This is a genomic window from Listeria ivanovii subsp. ivanovii, assembly GCF_900187025.1.
Lineage (GTDB): Bacteria > Bacillota > Bacilli > Lactobacillales > Listeriaceae > Listeria > Listeria ivanovii.
Map to the genome: position 1 here is coordinate 2,401,306 of NZ_LT906478.1, position 21,076 is coordinate 2,422,381.

Annotated in this window: 13 protein-coding genes, 16 tRNA genes and 3 rRNA genes; 6 read left to right on the forward strand and 26 right to left on the reverse strand. The window is 41.4% G+C overall.

The genetic code is table 11. From position 1 onward, the window contains the following. Positions 1–264 precede the first annotated feature (264 nt). Positions 265–1,788, forward strand: a complete 1,524-nt coding sequence (gadC, locus tag CKV67_RS11815) for a glutamate/gamma-aminobutyrate antiporter (RefSeq protein ID WP_025280070.1) — start codon at positions 265–267, stop codon at positions 1,786–1,788. A 12-nt stretch (positions 1,789–1,800) separates the two neighbouring features. Next, the gene (locus CKV67_RS11820) at positions 1,801–3,195 is read left to right on the forward strand and encodes a glutamate decarboxylase (RefSeq protein ID WP_014093602.1); all 1,395 of its coding nucleotides are present in this window, start codon (positions 1,801–1,803) and stop codon (positions 3,193–3,195) included. A gap of 8 nt (positions 3,196–3,203) precedes the next feature. Here CKV67_RS11820 and CKV67_RS11825 read toward each other — a convergent pair whose 3' ends face one another. From CKV67_RS11825 to yugI, 24 genes are all read right to left on the reverse strand, one after another. Further along, positions 3,204–4,721 (reverse strand): helix-turn-helix domain-containing protein, encoded by a 1,518-nt coding sequence (locus tag CKV67_RS11825; protein ID WP_014093603.1) that lies wholly within the window; start codon positions 4,719–4,721, stop codon positions 3,204–3,206. 285 nt (positions 4,722–5,006) lie between these two features. Further along, positions 5,007–5,090, reverse strand: a tRNA-Leu gene (locus CKV67_RS11830). Positions 5,091–5,135: 45 nt separating this feature from the next. Beyond that, positions 5,136–5,209, reverse strand: a tRNA-Cys gene (locus tag CKV67_RS11835). Between the two features lie 19 nt (positions 5,210–5,228). Next, positions 5,229–5,300 (reverse strand) — tRNA-Gly (locus CKV67_RS11840). Positions 5,301–5,305: 5 nt separating this feature from the next. Further along, positions 5,306–5,377 (reverse strand) — tRNA-Gln (locus CKV67_RS11845). A 30-nt stretch (positions 5,378–5,407) separates the two neighbouring features. Next, positions 5,408–5,480, reverse strand: a tRNA-His gene (locus CKV67_RS11850). 15 nt (positions 5,481–5,495) lie between these two features. Then, positions 5,496–5,569 (reverse strand) — tRNA-Trp (locus CKV67_RS11855). Between the two features lie 4 nt (positions 5,570–5,573). Continuing rightward, positions 5,574–5,657, reverse strand: a tRNA-Tyr gene (locus CKV67_RS11860). A gap of 21 nt (positions 5,658–5,678) precedes the next feature. After that, a tRNA-Phe gene (locus CKV67_RS11865) sits at positions 5,679–5,751 on the reverse strand. 4 nt (positions 5,752–5,755) lie between these two features. After that, positions 5,756–5,831, reverse strand: a tRNA-Asp gene (locus CKV67_RS11870). Positions 5,832–5,837: 6 nt separating this feature from the next. Continuing rightward, positions 5,838–5,911: transfer RNA gene (locus tag CKV67_RS11875), tRNA-Met, on the reverse strand. 24 nt (positions 5,912–5,935) lie between these two features. Then, positions 5,936–6,011: transfer RNA gene (locus tag CKV67_RS11880), tRNA-Val, on the reverse strand. 57 nt (positions 6,012–6,068) lie between these two features. Continuing rightward, a tRNA-Glu gene (locus tag CKV67_RS11885) sits at positions 6,069–6,140 on the reverse strand. 34 nt (positions 6,141–6,174) lie between these two features. Beyond that, positions 6,175–6,263, reverse strand: a tRNA-Ser gene (locus CKV67_RS11890). 6 nt (positions 6,264–6,269) lie between these two features. Further along, a tRNA-Asn gene (locus tag CKV67_RS11895) sits at positions 6,270–6,345 on the reverse strand. Positions 6,346–6,355: 10 nt separating this feature from the next. Beyond that, positions 6,356–6,471, reverse strand: a 5S ribosomal RNA gene (rrf, locus tag CKV67_RS11900). A 77-nt stretch (positions 6,472–6,548) separates the two neighbouring features. Then, positions 6,549–9,481: ribosomal RNA gene (locus CKV67_RS11905) — 23S ribosomal RNA — on the reverse strand. A gap of 172 nt (positions 9,482–9,653) precedes the next feature. Continuing rightward, positions 9,654–9,729 (reverse strand) — tRNA-Ala (locus tag CKV67_RS11910). A gap of 42 nt (positions 9,730–9,771) precedes the next feature. After that, positions 9,772–9,845: transfer RNA gene (locus CKV67_RS11915), tRNA-Ile, on the reverse strand. Positions 9,846–9,974: 129 nt separating this feature from the next. Further along, positions 9,975–11,524 (reverse strand): 16S ribosomal RNA (locus CKV67_RS11920). Together the 16S, 23S and 5S rRNA genes with 16 tRNA genes alongside form the textbook arrangement of a ribosomal RNA operon. Positions 11,525–11,882: 358 nt before the next feature. After that, complete coding sequence (locus CKV67_RS11925; protein WP_014093604.1) at positions 11,883–12,641, reverse strand: DeoR/GlpR family DNA-binding transcription regulator; 759 nt, start codon at positions 12,639–12,641, stop codon at positions 11,883–11,885. 104 nt (positions 12,642–12,745) lie between these two features. Further along, a complete protein-coding gene (locus CKV67_RS11930) occupies positions 12,746–14,098 on the reverse strand; it encodes a glucose-6-phosphate isomerase (protein WP_014093605.1) in 1,353 nt (450 codons plus the stop codon). 102 nt (positions 14,099–14,200) lie between these two features. Continuing rightward, positions 14,201–14,608: an NUDIX hydrolase gene (locus CKV67_RS11935; RefSeq protein ID WP_014093606.1), complete on the reverse strand. Its 408-nt coding sequence runs from the start codon at positions 14,606–14,608 to the stop codon at positions 14,201–14,203. A 145-nt stretch (positions 14,609–14,753) separates the two neighbouring features. Then, the gene (gene yugI / locus CKV67_RS11940) at positions 14,754–15,107 is read right to left on the reverse strand and encodes a S1 domain-containing post-transcriptional regulator GSP13 (RefSeq protein ID WP_014093607.1); all 354 of its coding nucleotides are present in this window, start codon (positions 15,105–15,107) and stop codon (positions 14,754–14,756) included. A 152-nt stretch (positions 15,108–15,259) separates the two neighbouring features. Here yugI and CKV67_RS11945 point away from each other — a divergent pair, with 152 nt between their 5' ends. From CKV67_RS11945 to CKV67_RS11955, 3 genes are all read left to right on the forward strand, one after another. Further along, complete coding sequence (locus CKV67_RS11945; RefSeq protein ID WP_025280071.1) at positions 15,260–16,426, forward strand: MalY/PatB family protein; 1,167 nt, start codon at positions 15,260–15,262, stop codon at positions 16,424–16,426. 146 nt (positions 16,427–16,572) lie between these two features. Further along, positions 16,573–17,676, forward strand: a complete 1,104-nt coding sequence (locus CKV67_RS11950; protein ID WP_014093609.1) for an ABC transporter permease — start codon at positions 16,573–16,575, stop codon at positions 17,674–17,676. After that, the gene (locus tag CKV67_RS11955; RefSeq protein WP_003749317.1) at positions 17,676–18,356 is read left to right on the forward strand and encodes an ABC transporter ATP-binding protein; all 681 of its coding nucleotides are present in this window, start codon (positions 17,676–17,678) and stop codon (positions 18,354–18,356) included. The genes CKV67_RS11950 and CKV67_RS11955 overlap by 1 nt, the downstream gene beginning before the upstream one ends. A gap of 42 nt (positions 18,357–18,398) precedes the next feature. Here CKV67_RS11955 and CKV67_RS11960 read toward each other — a convergent pair whose 3' ends face one another. Beyond that, positions 18,399–18,713 (reverse strand): PTS sugar transporter subunit IIB, encoded by a 315-nt coding sequence (locus CKV67_RS11960; protein WP_014093610.1) that lies wholly within the window; start codon positions 18,711–18,713, stop codon positions 18,399–18,401. A 244-nt stretch (positions 18,714–18,957) separates the two neighbouring features. Between CKV67_RS11960 and CKV67_RS11965 the strand changes: the two genes are divergently transcribed. Then, positions 18,958–20,319: an aspartate kinase gene (locus CKV67_RS11965; protein ID WP_025280072.1), complete on the forward strand. Its 1,362-nt coding sequence runs from the start codon at positions 18,958–18,960 to the stop codon at positions 20,317–20,319. Between the two features lie 49 nt (positions 20,320–20,368). Here the strand turns inward: CKV67_RS11965 and CKV67_RS11970 are convergent, their stop codons facing one another. Next, positions 20,369–20,953 (reverse strand): peptidylprolyl isomerase, encoded by a 585-nt coding sequence (locus tag CKV67_RS11970; protein ID WP_003749321.1) that lies wholly within the window; start codon positions 20,951–20,953, stop codon positions 20,369–20,371. Positions 20,954–21,076 lie beyond the last annotated feature (123 nt).

A 21,076-nucleotide genomic window follows, 5' to 3' on the forward strand; every position in this document is an offset into this window, starting at 1 on the left:
TTTTTTAATAGTGCAAGTATTTTTTACGAAAAAATTACTAATGTCTCTAAAATTTTCTCATTAACGAAAAAAACTGGAATAATTTTCGAATAAAAACATGCTAATCTTATAGCTGTTCCAAAAATTATTTAGGAGGTGCTTTACTTTGTTAATTGATGATATTCGAAAAAAATCTCATTTACCATTAATTAAGCATCATTCTAATTACGTGTAGCTTCGGTTATTTCTTTTAAGTAAACAAAAATAATTCGGAGGTAATACACAATGTCTAAGCAAACAAAATCTTTAACATTATTTGGATTTTTCGCCATTACTGCATCAATGGTTATGACTGTTTATGAATATCCAACTTTTGCTACTTCTGGTTTTCATTTAGTATTTTTCTTATTGCTTGGTGGATTTTTATGGTTTCTACCTGTTGCCTTATGTGCGGCAGAAATGGCCACTGTCGATGGTTGGCAAGAAGGAGGAATATTTTCTTGGGTAGGCAATACGCTTGGGGAACGCTTTGGATTCGCGGCGATTTTCTTTCAGTGGTTTCAAATTACAGTTGGCTTTGTCACAATGATTTATTTTATTCTCGGGGCACTTTCCTATGTATTTGATTTTCCTGCTCTTGAGTCAAATCCGCTTATTAAATTTATTGGGGTGTTAGTTATTTTTTGGGGACTTACTTTCTCCCAACTAGGAGGAACGAAAAACACTGCTAAAATAGCCAAATTTGGTTTTATTATCGGTATTCTCATCCCGGCAGTCATTTTATTTGTTCTAGGTATTGCTTATATTGTTGGTGGAAATCCGCTTCATGTTCAATTTTCCATGGAGGCATTCATACCAGATTTTTCAAAAGCTTCAACATTAGTGATCTTCGTGTCCTTTATTCTCGCTTACATGGGAGTTGAAGCTTCTGCGAGCCATGTAAATGAAATGAAAAATCCGAAGCGAGATTATCCACTTGCAATGATTATGCTTGTTATCCTTGCAATTGCGTTAAATACAATCGGTGGCTTAACTATTTCGGCCGTTTTACCATTAAAAGATCTATCTCTTAGTTCTGGTGTGGTGCAAACATTCCAAGCTTTAATCCTTCATTTTGGCTCCGGACTTGATTGGGCAGTCAAACTAATCGCTATCATGATTGCGCTTGGTGTTATGGGTGAAGTTAGCGCTTGGGTAGTTGGTCCATCTCGCGGCATGTATACTGCGGCAGAAAAAGGATTACTTCCAGAAAAAATGAAGAAAGTAAATAAACACGGTGTTCCTGTACCGCTCATTATGGTGCAAGGTGTAGTTGTCACTATTTGGGCAGCAATTCTCACATTTGGTGGTGGTGGAAATAATTTGTCCTTCCTAACAGCGATTTCTTTAACCGTTGTCATTTATTTAGTCGGATACTTATTGTTCTTTATCGGCTATCTCGTACTTATTTTCAAGAAAGGAAATTTACACCGCACATACCAAATCCCAGGTGGCAAAGTCGTCAAAACCATTATTGCATTAGTCGGTTTAGTCACATCTATTTTTGCGCTATGTATTTCTTTTGTTCCACCAGCATCTATCGCCGAAAAAAGTCACATGACGTACAGTATCATTTTGTCGATTAGCTTTGTCGTGACAGTTTTAATTCCTTTTATCATTTATGCTGTTCATGACAAAAAGAATATCGAACCAAAAACTGTCACGCATATTGATTCCAACAGCATTAACAAATTCACTCATCCTAGAGCTCGCGGTGAGCATATTATTAATCCAGACGAAAAACATATTATGAACCAAGACAAATTATAGGAGGAAAAAATCATGTTATATAGTAAAGAAAATCAAGAAAGTTATTTAGAACCCATTTTTGGATCCAGCGCAGAGGATTGTGATATTCCAAAATATACTCTTGGAAAAGAACCTTTAGAACCTCGTATCGCTTATCGATTAGTGAAAGATGAACTATTAGATGAAGGATCTGCTCGTCAAAATTTGGCTACTTTTTGCCAAACATATATGGAAGATGAAGCTACCAAATTAATGTCCGAAACCTTAGAAAAAAATGCCATTGATAAATCGGAGTATCCACGAACAGCGGAACTTGAAAATCGCTGCGTTAATATTATTGCAGATTTATGGCACGCACCAAAAGAACAAAAATTCATGGGAACTTCTACAATTGGCTCTAGTGAAGCTTGTATGTTAGGTGGAATGGCGATGAAATTTGCTTGGCGAAATCGTGCAGAAAAGCTAGGCCTAGATATTCATGCGAAAAAACCAAACCTTGTCATTTCTTCCGGTTACCAAGTTTGTTGGGAAAAATTCTGTGTTTACTGGGATATTGACATGCGGGTCGTGCCAATGGATAGAGACCATATGCAACTAAATACCGACCAAGTACTAGATTATATTGATGAATATACTATCGGCGTCGTCGGTATCCTTGGTATTACCTACACAGGACGTTACGATGACATCTACGCCCTTAATGAGAAAATCGAACAATACAACAGCCAAACAGATTACAAAGTTTACATCCACGTTGATGCAGCAAGCGGAGGCTTCTTTACCCCATTTGTGGAACCGGACATCATTTGGGACTTCCGTTTAAAAAATGTTATCTCTATTAACACTTCTGGACATAAATATGGATTAGTTTATCCTGGTATCGGCTGGGTGCTTTGGAAAGATGAAAGCTATTTGCCAAAAGAACTCATTTTCAAAGTTAGTTACCTTGGCGGAGAAATGCCAACAATGCAAATCAATTTCTCTAGGAGTGCTAGCCATATTATCGGCCAATATTATAATTTCCTACGCTATGGCTTTGAAGGCTACCGGACCATTCACCAAAAAACAAGTGATGTAGCTCAGTATCTAGCAAACGCTGTAGAAGCAACAGGCTATTTCGATATTTATAATGACGGTTCCCATTTACCAATTGTCTGCTATAAATTAAAAGAGGATGCAAACGTTGATTGGACGCTTTATGATTTAGCTGACCGTTTGCAAATGCGCGGATGGCAAGTCCCAGCTTATCCACTACCAAAAAATTTAGAAAACATCATTATTCAACGTTATGTTTGTCGCGCTGATCTTGGTTTCAATATGGCTGAAGAATTTATCCAAGATTTCAATGCTTCCATTCACGAACTAAATAACGCCCACATCCTTTTCCATAATAAACAGCAATCCGGTGTTCATGGCTTCACGCACTAAGAAAAAGGCTAGCTCTTCAAACAGGCTAGCCTTTTTTCATATTCTTCCATCCGAAGTGACTGAATCGCATTTTCCACATCTTCCAAATCCCGGTCAAAAAAACCAAGCGAAATTGGAATAACTATCCCATTTTCCACTGAATTTTTTAATGTCACCTCACACTGCGGATGACAAAGCACAATCGTACGCATAGGAGATTCCTGTAAAACCAAATTCAGCTCCTCCACAGAGTTAAACATCGTCTCATTTACTACCACTTTACGACCAAGCTCCTGCTCCACCTGAAATTTACAAGACTCAAAATTAATTAGGTTAAACGAGAAAATGCAAATTGGTACTGGATTATCCCATTTATAGATTAGCGGATACAAATGAATCGTTAAATAATGAATATGCGAATCAATTAATAATGTATGGCGATCACTAAGTTCATTCCAACGCTCCAACACATTTTTTACGACCAAGTAAAGTGGCTGGTATTTTTTATCAAGCAACCGTTCATTACTCGGAATGAGCCCTTGCAAATCAAACAATGTTTTCTTCAAAAAATAACAAAGCGCCACTCGAAAAAGTGAATGATTCACCACTTCTGTTCCAAAATAAGTTTCAAATAAACCAACTAAACACTGCAAATCAGCTTCTTTTAAAATAAGTGCATTAAATTGCTCTAACTCCATTCGTTTCATTGAAGCATCCACAATACTGAAATTAGTCGAATAATAAATCAACATTAAATAAAGATAATCATTATACGAAAAAGCATAACCCAGCTCTTTTTCTAATGTCTCTTTACTACTTTCTTTCACCATATCCAAAAAACGAGAAGACTCAATATATTTTTGACATTGCTCATCCAAAATTATCGCACTTGTCGGAATATCTCTTTTAAAAACCATCGAAATAAGCACTCTAAAATATTCATGTCCTTCCGCATTATGTGCTAAATTGTCCACATTTATCCGCCTATTAAGCACCGACATGAAATCATCCACTATTCTTTTTTCCTTATCTAAAAGTGGAACAATAAGGATTCCATACTCAGCCTGCAGAAGTGCAATCAAATAGCGGACTCGATATTCTTTTCCTGTAATCAAATTATTTTCTAGTAACAGATCTATTTCTGCTAAAAATGCCTCAACTTTGTGTTTCAGCCGATAAGCATGTGAATGGGAAATAAAATACTGATCCATAAAATCCGTAAAACTTTTAGAATCCTCATTTGTAACTAAAAAGGCCAAGCATTTCAAGAACATGGACGTGTCATATAGTTTATGTAATGCCTGTCGTTCTGTCACTCCATTTTGCAACTGACATTGGTAAACCAAGTTATCATGGCAAGGCTTCATTTGAATTGTCACTAAATCAGCTAATTCTTCATTTAACGTTTGAATATCCGATTTCACCGTAACACGCGAAGTCCCCATATATTCTGCTACTTCATCCAAATTCGTATGCTTATTTTTAAGTAGAAAATCACAAATCAAACACTTCCGTTTAATATCTTTCTCAATATAATTAGTAAGCATAGTTATCCTCTCCGTAAAAAATGAATTTCATTTATTTTCCGGCCTTTTATATGTTAAATCAATCACATATAAATGTCAATCGAATTTAAATTTGTTTTTTAATAATACGTTACCTGATTGCTTCGTAATTGCTTTCTTAAATATGTATCTGCAAAAACTACGGCGTATACTACATTATTACAACTTCAGCTAGTATTGATTTAATGATGAAAATTTATGCTCCCGCTAAAAATATCCAACACAAAAAAGAACTCCAGCACTTATAAAAGTGTTGAAGTTCTAATATACCGGCGGCCGGGGTCGAACCGGCACGCCCTTGCGGGCACAGGATTTTGAGTCCAGCGCGTCTGCCAATTCCGCCACGCCGGCGTAACAATATATTAAATTATAACTTTAAAACATTAATTATGCAAATGGAGGCGCCAACCGGATTTGAACCGGTGATAAAGGTTTTGCAGACCTCTGCCTTACCACTTGGCTATGGCGCCACACGATTTTAAATTAAAAAGCGGAAGACGGGGTTCGAACCCGCGACCCCCACCTTGGCAAGGTGATGTTCTACCACTGAACTACTTCCGCATCAACTGGGCCAGCTGGATTCGAACCAACGCGTGACGGAGTCAAAGTCCGTTGCCTTACCGCTTGGCTATGGCCCAACAATTATAATAGATAAAATTTTTAAAAAGGGCGGATGATGGGAATCGAACCCACGAGTGCCTGAACCACAATCAGGTGCGTTAACCACTTCGCCACACCCGCCGTTATTTTATTATATGGCAGGGGCAGTAGGAATCGAACCCACACTGGAGGTTTTGGAGACCTCAGTTCTACCTTTAAACTATGCCCCTAAAATGGTGGAGGGGAGTGGATTCGAACCACCGAACCCGAAGGAGCGGATTTACAGTCCGCCGCGTTTAGCCACTTCGCTACCCCTCCATATTAAATAAAAGAAAAAAGTGGCTTGGGACAGAATCGAACTGCCGACACCTTGAGCTTCAATCAAGTGCTCTACCAACTGAGCTACCAAGCCATAATGGCGGTCCCGACGGGATTTGAACCCGCGATCTCCTGCGTGACAGGCAGGCATGTTAACCCCTACACCACGGAACCACTCTATTGCGGGGGCAGGATTTGAACCTACGACCTTCGGGTTATGAGCCCGACGAGCTACCAGACTGCTCCACCCCGCGACAATATTATTACAAAAAAACTAATGGTGGAGGTTAACGGGATCGAACCGCTGACCCTCTGCTTGTAAGGCAGATGCTCTCCCAGCTGAGCTAAACCTCCATAATTACTATTTTACTCTAAAAACAAAGAAATGTCTTTAAAAAATTTAGTAATAAATGACCCGTACGGGAATCGAACCCGTGTTACCGCCGTGAAAGGGCGGTGTCTTAACCGCTTGACCAACGGGCCTAGGAAAAATATTTCTTACTATTACGTGTGTAAACGGAGAGCAAGGGATTCGAACCCTTGAGACAGCTTACACCGCCTACACGGTTTCCAACCGTGCTCCTTCGGCCACTCGGACAGCTCTCCAGAAAATGGCTCCACAGGCAGGACTCGAACCTGCGACCGATCGGTTAACAGCCGATTGCTCTACCAACTGAGCTACTGTGGAATAATTAATTGCCCGGCAGCGACCTACTCTCGCAGGGGGAAGCCCCCAACTACCATTGGCGCAGAGAAGCTTAACTACCGTGTTCGGGATGGGAACGGGTGTGACCTTCTCGCCATAACTACCAGACAATATTGAATTGTTGAAAGATTGCTCTCTCAAAACTAGAGAAGAAAGGGTTCAGTTAGGTAACTTCGTTTCATTTTTTGGTTAAGTCCTCGATCGATTAGTATTTGTCCGCTCCATGTATCGCTACACTTCCACTCCAAACCTATCTACCTGATCATCTTTCAGGGATCTTACTTTCCGAAGAAATGGGAAATCTCATCTTGAGGGGGGCTTCACGCTTAGATGCTTTCAGCGTTTATCCCTGCCACACATAGCTACCCAGCGATGCTCCTGGCGGAACAACTGGTACACCAGCGGTGTGTCCATCCCGGTCCTCTCGTACTAAGGACAGCTCCTCTCAAATTTCCTGCGCCCGCGACGGATAGGGACCGAACTGTCTCACGACGTTCTGAACCCAGCTCGCGTGCCGCTTTAATGGGCGAACAGCCCAACCCTTGGGACCGACTACAGCCCCAGGATGCGACGAGCCGACATCGAGGTGCCAAACCTCCCCGTCGATGTGGACTCTTGGGGGAGATAAGCCTGTTATCCCCGGGGTAGCTTTTATCCGTTGAGCGATGGCCCTTCCATGCGGAACCACCGGATCACTAAGCCCGACTTTCGTCCCTGCTCGACTTGTCAGTCTCGCAGTCAAGCTCCCTTGTGCCTTTACACTCTGCGAATGATTTCCATCCATTCTGAGGGAACCTTTGGGCGCCTCCGTTACTCTTTAGGAGGCGACCGCCCCAGTCAAACTGCCCACCTGACACTGTCTCCCCACGCGCTAAGCGTGGCGGGTTAGAATGGTCATACAGCCAGGGTAGTATCCCACCATTGCCTCCTCGTATGCTAGCGCACACGTCTCTTCGGCTCCTACCTATCCTGTACAAGCGGTACAAACATTCCATATCAGGTTGCAGTAAAGCTCCACGGGGTCTTTCCGTCCTGTCGCGGGTAACCTGCATCTTCACAGGTACTATAATTTCACCGAGTCTCTCGTTGAGACAGTGCCCAGATCGTTGCGCCTTTCGTGCGGGTCGGAACTTACCCGACAAGGAATTTCGCTACCTTAGGACCGTTATAGTTACGGCCGCCGTTTACTGGGGCTTCAATTCGTACCTTCGCCGAAGCTAAGCACTCCTCTTAACCTTCCAGCACCGGGCAGGCGTCAGCCCCTATACGTCACCTTACGGTTTTGCAGAGACCTGTGTTTTTGCTAAACAGTCGCCTGGGCCTATTCACTGCGGCTCTCTCGGGCTTGCACCCTAATAGAGCACCCCTTCTCCCGAAGTTACGGGGTCATTTTGCCGAGTTCCTTAACGAGAGTTCTCTCGCTCACCTTAGGATTCTCTCCTCATCTACCTGTGTCGGTTTGCGGTACGGGCAGTACTACTCTTCCTAGAGGCTTTTCTTGACAGCGTGAAATCAGGAACTTCCGTACTTCATTTCCTTCCCCATCACAGCTCATGCTTCGCGAGAAGCGGATTTGCCTACTTCTCACACTTACTGCTTGGACGCACATTTCCATTCGTGCGATTCCCTATCCTTCTGTGTCACCCCATCGGTTAAACAATTAGCACTGGTACAGGAATCTCTACCTGTTGTCCATCGCCTACGCCTATCGGCCTCGGCTTAGGTCCCGACTAACCCTGAGCGGACGAGCCTTCCTCAGGAAACCTTAGATATTCGGTGGAAGGGATTCTCACCCTTCTTTCGCTACTCATACCGGCATTCTCACTTCTAAGCGCTCCACCAGTCCTTCCGGTCTGACTTCACCGCCCTTAGAACGCTCTCCTACCACGAACCTCTATAAGAGGTTCATCCACAGTTTCGGTAATATGTTTAGCCCCGGTACATTTTCGGCGCGGGGTCACTCGACCAGTGAGCTATTACGCACTCTTTCAATGGTGGCTGCTTCTAAGCCAACATCCTGGTTGTCTAAGCAACCCCACATCCTTTTCCACTTAACATATATTTGGGGACCTTAACTGGTGGTCTGGGCTGTTTCCCTTTCGACTACGGATCTTATCACTCGCAGTCTGACTCCCGAGTATAAGTACATGGCATTCGGAGTTTATCTGAATTCGGTAACCCGAGAAGGGCCCCTAGTCCAAACAGTGCTCTACCTCCATGACTCTTTACCTCGAGGCTAGCCCTAAAGCTATTTCGGAGAGAACCAGCTATCTCCAAGTTCGATTGGAATTTCTCCGCTACCCACACCTCATCCCCGCACTTTTCAACGTGCGTGGGTTCGGACCTCCAGTAAGTATTACCTTACCTTCATCCTGGACATGGGTAGATCACCTGGTTTCGGGTCTACGACCTGTTACTTATTCGCCCTATTCAGACTCGCTTTCGCTACGGCTCCGCTTTTTCCGCTTAACCTTGCAACAAATCGTAACTCGCCGGTTCATTCTACAAAAGGCACGCTATCACCCATTAACGGGCTCTAACTACTTGTAGGCACACGGTTTCAGGAACTGTTTCACTCCCCTTCCGGGGTGCTTTTCACCTTTCCCTCACGGTACTGGTTCACTATCGGTCACTAGGGAGTATTTAGCCTTGGGAGATGGTCCTCCCGGATTCCGACGGAATTTCACGTGTTCCGCCGTACTCAGGATCCACTCTGGAGGGAAAGCTATTTCAACTACCGGGCTGTTACCGTCTTTGGCGGGCCTTTCCAGACCGCTTCATTTATAACTTTCTTTTGTAACTCCGTATAGAGTGTCCTACAACCCCAAGAAGCAAGCTTCTTGGTTTGGGCTTTTTCCGTTTCGCTCGCCGCTACTCAGGAAATCGATTTTTCTTTCTCTTCCTCCAGGTACTTAGATGTTTCAGTTCCCTGGGTCTGCCTTCCTCACGCTATGTATTCACGTAAGGATACTATCCGACTAAAGATAGTGGGTTCCCCCATTCGGAAATCTCTGGATCAACGCTTACGTACAGCTCCCCAAAGCATATCGGTGTTAGTCCCGTCCTTCTTCGGCTCCTAGTGCCAAGGCATCCACCGTGCGCCCTTTCTAACTTAACCAATTTACTTCGATGAAGTAAAGGTTGTTTTTCTGATTTTTCGTATCAGCGATGATACTTCCAATCAGATGAAAGATTCACTTTCAGATGATTCTCGGTTACTTGTGTCATAAATAGTTACCTATTTATGCTAACTTTACTAACTTTCTTATCTAGTTTTCAAAGAACAATTTTGGTGGAGCCTAGCGGGATCGAACCGCTGACCTCCTGCGTGCAAAGCAGGCGCTCTCCCAGCTGAGCTAAGGCCCCTTAAATAGGTTATACAGTGTTTCTTCTGTCAGAAAGAAAAAGTGGGCCTAAATGGACTCGAACCATCGACCTCACGCTTATCAGGCGTGCGCTCTAACCAGCTGAGCTATAGGCCCGTCAATAATGTAGTGGCTCTTTGCCCAAGGCAACGCGCCGTGCGTACTTTATCTGACATCTAAGAGAGTGACCTCTCAAAACTGAACAAACAGAGAAGAACGAAAACTCACAGGTTTCCTTTTCCTTAGAAAGGAGGTGATCCAGCCGCACCTTCCGATACGGCTACCTTGTTACGACTTCACCCCAATTATCTGTCCCACCTTCGGCGGCTGGCTCCTAAAAGGTTACCCTACCGACTTCGGGTGTTACAAACTCTCGTGGTGTGACGGGCGGTGTGTACAAGGCCCGGGAACGTATTCACCGCGGCATGCTGATCCGCGATTACTAGCGATTCCGGCTTCATGTAGGCGAGTTGCAGCCTACAATCCGAACTGAGAATGGTTTTATGGGATTGGCTCCACCTCGCGGCTTCGCGACCCTTTGTACCATCCATTGTAGCACGTGTGTAGCCCAGGTCATAAGGGGCATGATGATTTGACGTCATCCCCACCTTCCTCCGGCTTGCACCGGCAGTCACTTTAGAGTGCCCAACTAAATGCTGGCAACTAAAATCAAGGGTTGCGCTCGTTGCGGGACTTAACCCAACATCTCACGACACGAGCTGACGACAACCATGCACCACCTGTCACTTTGTCCCCGAAGGGAAAGCTCTGTCTCCAGAGTGGTCAAAGGATGTCAAGACCTGGTAAGGTTCTTCGCGTTGCTTCGAATTAAACCACATGCTCCACCGCTTGTGCGGGCCCCCGTCAATTCCTTTGAGTTTCAACCTTGCGGTCGTACTCCCCAGGCGGAGTGCTTAATGCGTTAGCTGCAGCACTAAGGGGCGGAAACCCCCTAACACTTAGCACTCATCGTTTACGGCGTGGACTACCAGGGTATCTAATCCTGTTTGCTCCCCACGCTTTCGCGCCTCAGCGTCAGTTACAGACCAGAGAGTCGCCTTCGCCACTGGTGTTCCTCCACATATCTACGCATTTCACCGCTACACGTGGAATTCCACTCTCCTCTTCTGCACTCCAGTCTTCCAGTTTCCAATGACCCTCCCCGGTTAAGCCGGGGGCTTTCACATCAGACTTAAAAGACCGCCTGCGCGCGCTTTACGCCCAATAAATCCGGACAACGCTTGCCACCTACGTATTACCGCGGCTGCTGGCACGTAGTTAGCCGTGGCTTTCTGGTTAGATACCGTCAAGGGACAAGCAGTTACTCTTATCCTTGTTCTTCTCTAACAACAGTACTTTACGATCCGAAAACCTTCTTCATACACGCGGCGTTGCTCCGTCAGACTTTCGTCCATTGCGGAAGATTCCCTACTGCTGCCTCCCGTAGGAGTCTGGGCCGTGTCTCAGTCCCAGTGTGGCCGATCACCCTCTCAGGTCGGCTATGCATCGTTGCCTTGGTAGGCCTTTACCCTACCAACTAGCTAATGCACCGCGGGCCCATCTGTAAGCGATAGCCGAAACCATCTTTCAAAGTGATGACATGCGTCACTACTTATCATTCGGTATTAGCCCCGGTTTCCCGGAGTTATCCCCAACTTACAGGCAGGTTGCCCACGTGTTACTCACCCGTCCGCCACTAACATTGGAAGAGCAAGCTCTTCCTCCGTTCGTTCGACTTGCATGTATTAGGCACGCCGCCAGCGTTCGTCCTGAGCCAGGATCAAACTCTCTTTAAAATATAAATTGAATTTGAATACTTATTCAACACCGTGAATAAGATTCCTTGCGTCAAATTGACTTCGCTAGCAATTAAATTACTAGTTTGTTTTGTTGAAAACAGCTTTCTGTTTTCTGCCCTGCGATTACCAGTGAGACTTTACGTCTCATTGCTTTTCGTCTTCTTCTTTGTTCAGTTTTCAAAGGTCATTTTCTTTTGCTGCGAAAGCGTTTTGTCCGCATCAGCAACGTTTATAAATATACCAAGATTTTTGCCTTTCGTCAATACTTTTTAACAAGTTTTTTAAATAAAGATGAAAAAAGATATTTTGGATGTATAAAAACATGTAAAAATGCGGATTTTCTAACAAAAAAACATTAAGTGGTATAAATTTGCATTCCTTTTTCTTCAAAATGCCCCTTTAAGACCGGATCTATTTCTTTCCCAGTGATTATTGAAGAAATTTCATCAAGTGCAGCATATTTGTATAATGAAATACGACCGAACTTCGTATGATCGGTGACTAAAATCACTTCATCAGCAGAATGGAGCATTTGTTGTTTGGCTGGAATAAGGTATTCGTCATAATGCATTAAGCCTTTGTCAATATCAAGTGCCGGTGTCGTTACAAATGCTTTGTGTACATGGATGCTTTGTAATGTTCCGCTCGTTATCATGCCATTTAGTATGAATGTCTCTGGATAAATAACTCCGCCGGTTACAATTACTTTAGATGGGGAGAAGCGCATAATAGAAGCAACATTAATATCATTTGTAATAACTGTTAGCTTCGAGCGATCTTTTAAAGCTGTTGCGATATGCCCGGTTGTTGTTCCGGCATCTAGGATGATTGTGTCTCCATCTTTGACCATCGTAGCAGCCAAAGTAGCGATTCGTTGCTTTTCTTCATAGCGGACTTCACTGCGTTTTTTCCAGTTGGGTTCGGAAACTACTTTTTCTTCGATCATTACACCGCCGTGCGTTCTTTTTAGTTTTTTATCTTTTTCTAGGGATGTTAAATCGCGGCGAATGGTGGCTTCATGAACTTCGAAATGTTTAGCTAATTCGCTGACAGTTGCTATTTTCCGGCTTTTAACGTATTGGACAATGGCTCGTTTCCGTTCAATCGATAACACTTCTTCTCCTCCTTTTGTTTTCTTATATGGTAACTCCAATAGAGAAAAATCGCAAACAAACAAAAAACCTTGAAGCGCAGGCTCCAAGGTTTTGCTTTTGAAAATTAGTCGTTTAAGCGTTTTTCTAGTTCTGCTTTTTTCTCTTCAAATCCTGGTTTGCCAAGAAGAGCGAACATATTTGCTTTATATGCTTCTACTCCCGGTTGGTCAAACGGATTTACGCCATTAAGGTAGCCACTGATCGCTACTGCTTTTTCAAAGAAATATACTAGGTAGCCGAATGTATACGCATCTAGTTCAGGTACTTCGACAACAAAGTTTGGCACTTCACCGTCTGTATGAGCTAATAGTGTACCTTCAAAAGCTTTTGTGTTAACGAAATCAACTGTTTCACCCGCAAGATAGTTAAGACCATCTAAATCTACTTCTTCTTTATTGATAGTTAGATTGTGGCGTGGTTTGTCCACCTTCACAACTGTTTCAAATAGGTTACGACGTCCATCTTGGATATATTGTCCAATCGAATGTAAATCAGTGGAAAAGTTAGCGCTGGATGGGTAGATACCTTTTTTGTCTTTCCCTTCACTTTCGCCGAATAATTGTTTCCACCACTCGTTAAAGTATTGCAAACCTGGTTCATAGCTAATTAGAAGTTCAGTTACTTTTCCTTTACGGTAAAGGACGTTACGAGCTGCTGCATATTGATAAGCAATATTGTTTTTTAGTTCTGGTTTAGCAAAATCTTTACTTGCTGCTGCTGCCCCGTTCATTAAAGCATCGATATCAACACCGCTAACCGCGATTGGAAGTAAGCCAACTGCTGTTAAAACGGAGAAACGTCCACCAACGTCATCAGGAACAACAAATGTTTCATAGCCTTCGTTATCAGATAGTGTTTTTAGAGCGCCTTTTGCTTTATCAGTTGTTGCATAAATACGTTTTCTAGCGCCTTCTTCTCCGTATTTTTTAATTAATAGTTCTTTGAAAATGCGGAAAGCGATTGCAGGTTCTGTCGTAGTTCCGGATTTAGAAATAACATTAACAGAGAAATCACGATCGCCAACTACTTCAATTAAGTCATGTAAATAAGAAGAGCTAATGCTATTTCCTGCAAAAAATACTTGTGGTGTTTTGCGAGCACCTTTTTCAAGTACATTATAGAAGGAATGATTTAATGTTTCGATAGCTGCGCGTGCTCCAAGATAAGAACCGCCGATACCGATAACGATTAATACTTCTGAATCGCTGTGAATTTTTTCTGTTGCTTTTTTGATACGAGCAAATTCTTCTTTGTCGTAATCTGTTGGCAGGTTAATCCAACCAAGTGCGTCACTTCCCGCACCAGTGCCATTATGTAATGTATCATGTGCTGCTTTTACTGCTGGTTCAAGGTAATCAAGTTCGCGTTCTTCAAAAAAACGGAGCGCTTTGGAATAATCAAATTTAATATGTGTCATCATTTTCCCTCCAAATTTAAAAAAAGTTTCTTTATTAACTTTATCTCAATCAGTGCTTTTTAGCAAGACTTGACATCTGTTATTTTTCACCCTTTTTGGAAATTAGGTATAGTTTTCATATAGGACGCCTTCGCTTCTAAGCAGTTCATTTAAAGTTAATTGGTCTATATTTAATAAATCATCTGCAAGTGGAATCGGAAGCCATTTTACATGGAAAACGCTATCGCCATGTTCGACAGCTGCTATGTCTCCAGTTGGTTTTGCCCGAAAGACGAACGTACAAACATGCTCCCAAGTAGCACGTCGCTCTTTGCAGGACAAAATGGACTCGACTTTCACATCTATATTCGTTTGGCTTTTTACTTTGTTAGCGATAGCCTCTTCCATTGTTTGGTCGGGTTCTACTTGCCCGCCTGGAAATGTCCAAATCATATTGCGATTTCTCACTACCAATACCTCATCTTTCTTCTCATTATAAACAAATGCTTGCACATGAATAGACCTTTTCACAAAAATCCCCCTTTGTTAACTAGCTTATTTTTCTAAGTAAATAGAAAATTACTACTATCTATTCCCTTTTTCTAAAATATTAGTCAATTAAATTGACAGCCTAGCAACTTCGACCAAATTCGGTCTTATTGTAGGTTGATTGAGATTATTTATCTGCTTTTTTTATCCATTCTTCTAATTTATCTCGCAGTGTGTTGAACCCTTCATCATTTTCACCAGCTGATACGTTTTTCTTTTTGGCTGGTTGTTCTTTTGGTGCGTCTTCGGTAGCTCTAATAGAGAGACTGATTTTGTTTTTTTCTTCATCAATATCTAAAATTTTCACTTTGACCTCTTGCCCTACCTCTAAGAAATCATGGATGTCTTTTACAAAACCATGCGTAATTTCTGAAATATGGACTAAACCTTGTGTAGAATCATTTAATGCTACAAACGCCCCGTAACTTTGAATTCCTGCGATTTTCCCAGAAACTACTTCTCCTACTTTGAATGTACTCATCTTCATTCCACCCGCTTTCTAGTGTTACAATATTTTAAAATTATAACATTTAGCTGAGACTTTAACAATTATTCTAAATCCTTTTGGAGCAAGCTTCGGGACTACCTTTATGCTATAATTAATAAGAATAAAAAGATTGGAGTGTGGCATATTTGAGTCAATTTGATGAAGTCATTCCGCGTAATGGAACTAATTCAGAAAAGTGGGACGGGGCAGAAGAATTATTTGGTCGTAAAGATATTATCCCCATGTGGGTAGCAGACATGGATTTCCGTGCGCCAAAACCTGTACTTGATGCTTTCCAGCGTCAAATCGATCACGGAATTTTTGGTTATTCAACAAAATCAGAGAGGCTTGTCGATGCTGTTATTAATTGGAACAAAGAACAGCATCAGTTCGAAATTGATCCTAGTACACTTTTTTTTAATGGGGCAGTTGTTCCGACAATTTCACTCGCGGTTCGTTCGCTTACTAATAAAGGTGATGCGGTACTGATGGTCTCGCCAATTTATCCGCCTTTCTTCCATGTAACAAAAGCAACGGAACGAAAAGTAGTGATGTCTCCTTTAGTATATGAAAATCACCAATATCATATGGATTTTCATGATTTAGAAACTCGTATAAAAGAGGAAAATGTAAAACTATTCTTACTGTGTAATCCCCAAAACCCAGGTGGTCGTTGTTTTTCAAAAGAGGAATTAGTGCAGTTAGCTAAACTTTGCGAAAAATACCAAATCCCGATTGTTTCTGATGAAATTCATGCCGATTTAGTTATGAAGCCTCACAAACATATTCCAATGATGGTTGCAGCACCGTTTTATGCTGACCAAATTATCACATTAATGGCAGCAACAAAAACATTCAATTTGGCAGCAATTAAAGCTTCCTACTATATTATTACGAATAAAGATTACCAAGAAAAATTTGCCGCAGAACAAAAATATGCCACTACAAACGAGCTTAACGTTTTTGGAATTGTTGGTACAGAAGCAGCTTATCGCTACGGGGCTCCTTGGCTTAACGAGCTTAAGGAATATATTTACAGTAATTATGAATATGTAAAAACTAGTCTTGGAAAAGAAGTTCCAGAAGTCGGTGTCACAGATTTAGAAGCTACTTACCTAATGTGGCTTGATTGCCGTTCATTACCTAAAGATGAAAAAGCCATTTATGCTGATTTAATTGAAGCAGGTGTTGGTGTTCAAATGGGATCAGGATTTGGTTATTCAGGCAAAGGGTTTGTTCGCCTCAATATTGCCTGCCCAAAAGAAACACTTGAAAAAGGCGTAAAACTTCTTATTAAAGGTCTTAAAAAATAGTAAAAATAAAGAAACTAAACGGAATTTGTTTGGTTTCTTTTTTTAGTCAAATGGAGTTAGCTTTGTTATACTAATGTTTGGAAAGCAAGAGAGATGAAAATTTTTTCATCCCTTTCTTACATAAATTAAAGGAGTTGGTATAACCGATGTTTTTAGGTCTTCGCGAATTAGTTTATTCTAAGTTGCGCTATATTTTAGTAACAGGCATCATGGTTTTAATTATGTTACTATCACTTATTTTATCTGGGCTAGCAAATGGACTTGCCTACGATAATGCTTCATCCGTTGCAGATAACGGGGTTCCATATTATGTTCTCAGCAAAGACGCCCAAGACAAATTATCTCGCTCACAGTTTCCAGAATCCAAACTTGCAGAAGTGAAAAAGGACGAGAATGTAAAAGACGCTGCGGTTCTTGGACAATCCATGCAAACATTAAAACGGGAAAGCGATGACAAAAAGTTCAGTGTGGCGCTTTTCGGTATTCAACCAGATAGTTTCCTTGCTCCAAAAATTTCAGAAGGAAATAGCATACAGGTAACCAAACCAGATGAAATTGTAGTCGATTCTTCTCTTAAATCAGACGGAATTAAAATCGGCGACATTTTGATGGATGATATTTTAAACAGAGAACTTACGGTAGTTGGTTTTACAGAAAACCAAAAATACAGCCATGCGCCAGTTGTTTATCTTAACATCGCAACTTGGCAAGAAATAAATCCTGTTTTATATCACCAAAAAATCCCACAAACAAGTACGATTGCCATTAAAACAGACAATCCAGACAAAGGGGTAACACTTTCAGATAAAGATTTAACAACGATTGACCACAAAGGCTTTTTAAATCAAATCCCTGGGTATTCTGCTGAACAAATGACGCTTAACATGATGATTTATTTCTTGATTGTTATTGGCGGATTTATTCTAACAGCTTTCTTCTATGTAATGACGCTACAAAAAACGACCCAGTTTGGTATTTTAAAAGCGCTCGGCACGAAAACAAGTTATTTAGCGAAAAGCATTGTTACTCAAGTGGTGATTATTTCGCTTATCAGTATTTTAATCAGCGTGGGCGTAACACTCATTTTACCAAGTATTATGCCTGAAGCGATGCCATTTAGACTAAGTTCCATGACAATTGCGCTTTACAGTGGAATATTCTTCTTAGTTGCTTTAATTGGAGCACTTTTATCACTTAGACGAATTGCTAAAGTAGACGCATTAGATGCTATTCGAGGAGGTGATGAATAATGGAAACTCTACTATCGTTTGAAAATGTCTATAAAGATTACCCGTCCGGTCCTTCAATTATTCACGCACTGAAGGAAACGAACTTTGAAGCAAAGAAAGGCGAGCTTATTGCGATTGTTGGCCCAAGTGGTTCTGGTAAAAGTACATTACTTTCTCTTGCAGGTGCACTTTTAACACCTACTGGCGGAACTATTTCGATTAATGATAAGTCCATTAGTAATTTATCGGCAAAAGAGCAAACTTCGCTTCGTTTAGAAGAAATCGGCTTTATTTTCCAAGCTGCTCACCTTGTCCCTTACTTACGTGTGAAGGATCAAATTGGCTTTATTGGAAAAATGGCTGGGAAAAATGCTGCTGAATTAGAAAAAGAAGCTACTGCCTTGCTTGCTCAACTTGGAATTGCTGACCGGGCAAACGCTTTTCCAAAAGATTTATCAGGTGGGCAAAAGCAACGTGTCGCAATTGCTCGTGCACTTATTAATCAGCCATCTGTTATTTTAGCGGATGAGCCAACTGCCAGCCTTGATACAGCAAGAAGTCGTGAAGTTGTGACGTTGCTTCGTGATGAAGTAGTACAAACTAGCCGGACTGCGATTATGGTTACCCATGATGAACGGATGCTAGATTTAGTTAATCATGTGTATCGTATGGAAGATGGCTTACTTACTCAAGAAAGTTAAAAAACCTGTGTGGCGAAATCCGCCACACAGGTTTTTTAGTATTTATTTTTGATAACCTTCAATTAAATCTAATGCTTGGCCAAGTACTTTTTCCCCGTTCATCGTACCGTAAGCGGCCATGTCGATTACATCTACTGGAATTTTACCAGCAGCTAATTCATCAACTGTTTTCTTCTGATAACGCACTTGTGGTCCTAAAAGTACTACATCTGCATCATCAATTAAATTACTTACTTCAGCGATAGAGTACGCTTCGATTTCACATTCTTCTCCACGTGCTTCTGCTGCTTTACGCATTTTTGTTACTAAAAGGCTTGTTGACATCCCTGCCGCACATACTAAAACAATATTTTTCATCGTAATCTTTCCTTTCAGATTAAAGCTGCTTTTTTGGTACACTCCTATTATATCCTACCTTTCCCATTTTAAACAAGCAAACGAATGGAGCAACGAAAAATTTATTAAAAATGAGAAAAAGCATTGCGATTTCATGCGAAAAGAGCGATAATAAACAATAACTTTATCCGAAAGCTCAGAAAATTTCGCATCATTCAAAATAATGCTTTCGGAAGATAAAAAATTCAAATCAGGAGTGTGTTGCATGAAAGTAATTAAATTTGGTGGGAGTTCTTTAGCATCAGGAATTCAATTAAATAAAGTTTTCCAACTTGTAGCGGAGGATTCTGATCGAAAAATCGTTGTTGTATCAGCTCCTGGTAAACGTTTCAAAGAGGATACAAAAGTGACAGACTTACTTATTGATTGCGCGACAAAAGCACTTTTAGGAGAAGATACGACAGAATTATTTGAAGCTGTCATTGCTAGATACGCCGGAATTGCGCTAGATACTGGAATGGATGATGCAATTATCCAGCAAATTCGCTCAGATTTACAAGCGACAATTTCTTCTGATAAAAGCGATCCAGATAAATTTTTAGATCGAATGAAAGCTAGCGGAGAAGATAATAACGCGAAATTAATCGCGTCTTATTTTAAATTTAAAGGCTTAAATGCCAACTATATTAATCCAAAAGATGCTGGATTACTCGTGACGGACGAACATGCAAGTGCCCAAGTTTTACCTGAATCTTATGACCGCTTGTTTGCACTTCGAGAACGAGAAGGTATCATCGTTTTCCCAGGATTTTTCGGTTACACAAAAGACGGCGAAATCAGTACTTTTTCCAGAAGTGGTTCTGATATTACTGGAGCTATTGTGGCCAATGGGGCGCAAGCTGAGTTATACGAGAATTTTACTGATGTGGACGCAGTTTATGCAGTCAATCCGGCAATTGTAAAAAACCCGAAGAAAGTACTCGAACTAACTTACCGCGAAATGCGCGAACTTTCTTATGCTGGCTTCTCTGTTTTTCATGACGAAGCCTTGATTCCGGCCTTCCATGCGGGGATTCCTGTTCATATTAAAAATACAAACAATCCTGACTCATGTGGAACTCGTGTCGTACATGAACGCGAAAACAACAATGGGCCTGTCGTTGGAATTGCGAGCGACGACGGTTTTTGCAGCATTTATATTAGTAAATATTTAATGAACCGGGAAATTGGCTTTGGTCGAAAAGTGTTACAAATCTTGGAAGACTCTGGGCTGAACTATGAGCATATGCCATCCGGAATTGATGATTTAACTATTATTATTCGCGAAAATCAGTTTGGCGAGGACACCGAACAGACAATTATGACTCGGTTGAAAGAAGAATTAAATGCCGATCAAGTTATTATACAACATGGAATTTCACTAATTATGGTTGTAGGCGAAACAATGCGTCATAATGTCGGGATAACTTCTCGTGCTTCTAAAGCTTTATCCGACGCAAAAGTAAATATTGAAATGATTAATCAAGGCTCTTCAGAAGTAAGCATTATGTTCGGCGTCAAAGAAGCACAGGAAAATACAGCAGTTCGGGCGCTATATAATGAATTCTTTTCGGAGGTCTTCGTTTAAAAATAAAACAAGTTTTTCACGGATTAGCATGAAAAACTTGTTTTTTGTTTTATTTAATATTAATCTTCTCAATCACAACATCATTCACTGGTTTGTCTTGCATGCCAGTTGGTAGTCCTGCTATTTCGTCTACTACGTCCATGCCTTCGATTACGTGACCGAAAACAGTGTGACGGCCGTCTAACCAAGGAGTTCCGCCTTCTTTGTAAGCTTCGATAACTTCCACTGGGAAGCCAGCTTGTTCCATTTGGCCAAGCATGTCAGCGGGCATATCTGGTTTTTGAACGATGAAAAATTGGCTGCCGTTTGTATTTGGGCCAGCGTTTGCCATTGATAAAGCGCCGCGCAAATTGAATGCTTCTGTAGAAAATTCGTCTTCAAAAGCTTCTCCCCAAATACTTTCGCCACCAGTACCACGACCGTCTGGGTCCCCACCTTGGATCATGAATTCAGGTATAACACGGTGGAAAATAAGCCCATCGTAATAACCATTTTTAGAATGTGTAACAAAGTTTTCTACTGTTTTTGGAGCGATTTCTGGGAACAATTTGATACGGATAGTTCCTCGGTTTGTGATCATTTCTGCTTCAATCTCATTAGGTGCTACTTCTTTTGATAATTGTGGGTAAGTCATATTGTAAAACTCCTTCTTGTTTTAATTGATTGTTCACTAACGTAGCCAAATAATAAGTAAATTAACAACGACGGCAATCAGATATAGTACTAGTATAACAGCTGAAACCCAAATGACAATTTT

Coding starts and splice junctions, on each gene's coding strand:
- gadC (WP_025280070.1), top strand. CDS start 265: ATGTCTAAGCAAACAAAATCTTTAACATTATTTGGATTTTTCGCCATT.
- CKV67_RS11820 (WP_014093602.1), top strand. CDS start 1,801: ATGTTATATAGTAAAGAAAATCAAGAAAGTTATTTAGAACCCATTTTT.
- CKV67_RS11825 (WP_014093603.1), bottom strand. CDS start 4,721: ATGCTTACTAATTATATTGAGAAAGATATTAAACGGAAGTGTTTGATT.
- CKV67_RS11930 (WP_014093605.1), bottom strand. CDS start 14,098: ATGACACATATTAAATTTGATTATTCCAAAGCGCTCCGTTTTTTTGAA.
- yugI (WP_014093607.1), bottom strand. CDS start 15,107: ATGAGTACATTCAAAGTAGGAGAAGTAGTTTCTGGGAAAATCGCAGGA.
- CKV67_RS11950 (WP_014093609.1), top strand. CDS start 16,573: ATGTTTTTAGGTCTTCGCGAATTAGTTTATTCTAAGTTGCGCTATATT.
- CKV67_RS11955 (WP_003749317.1), top strand. CDS start 17,676: ATGGAAACTCTACTATCGTTTGAAAATGTCTATAAAGATTACCCGTCC.
- CKV67_RS11960 (WP_014093610.1), bottom strand. CDS start 18,713: ATGAAAAATATTGTTTTAGTATGTGCGGCAGGGATGTCAACAAGCCTT.
- CKV67_RS11965 (WP_025280072.1), top strand. CDS start 18,958: ATGAAAGTAATTAAATTTGGTGGGAGTTCTTTAGCATCAGGAATTCAA.
- CKV67_RS11970 (WP_003749321.1), bottom strand. CDS start 20,953: ATGACTTACCCACAATTATCAAAAGAAGTAGCACCTAATGAGATTGAA.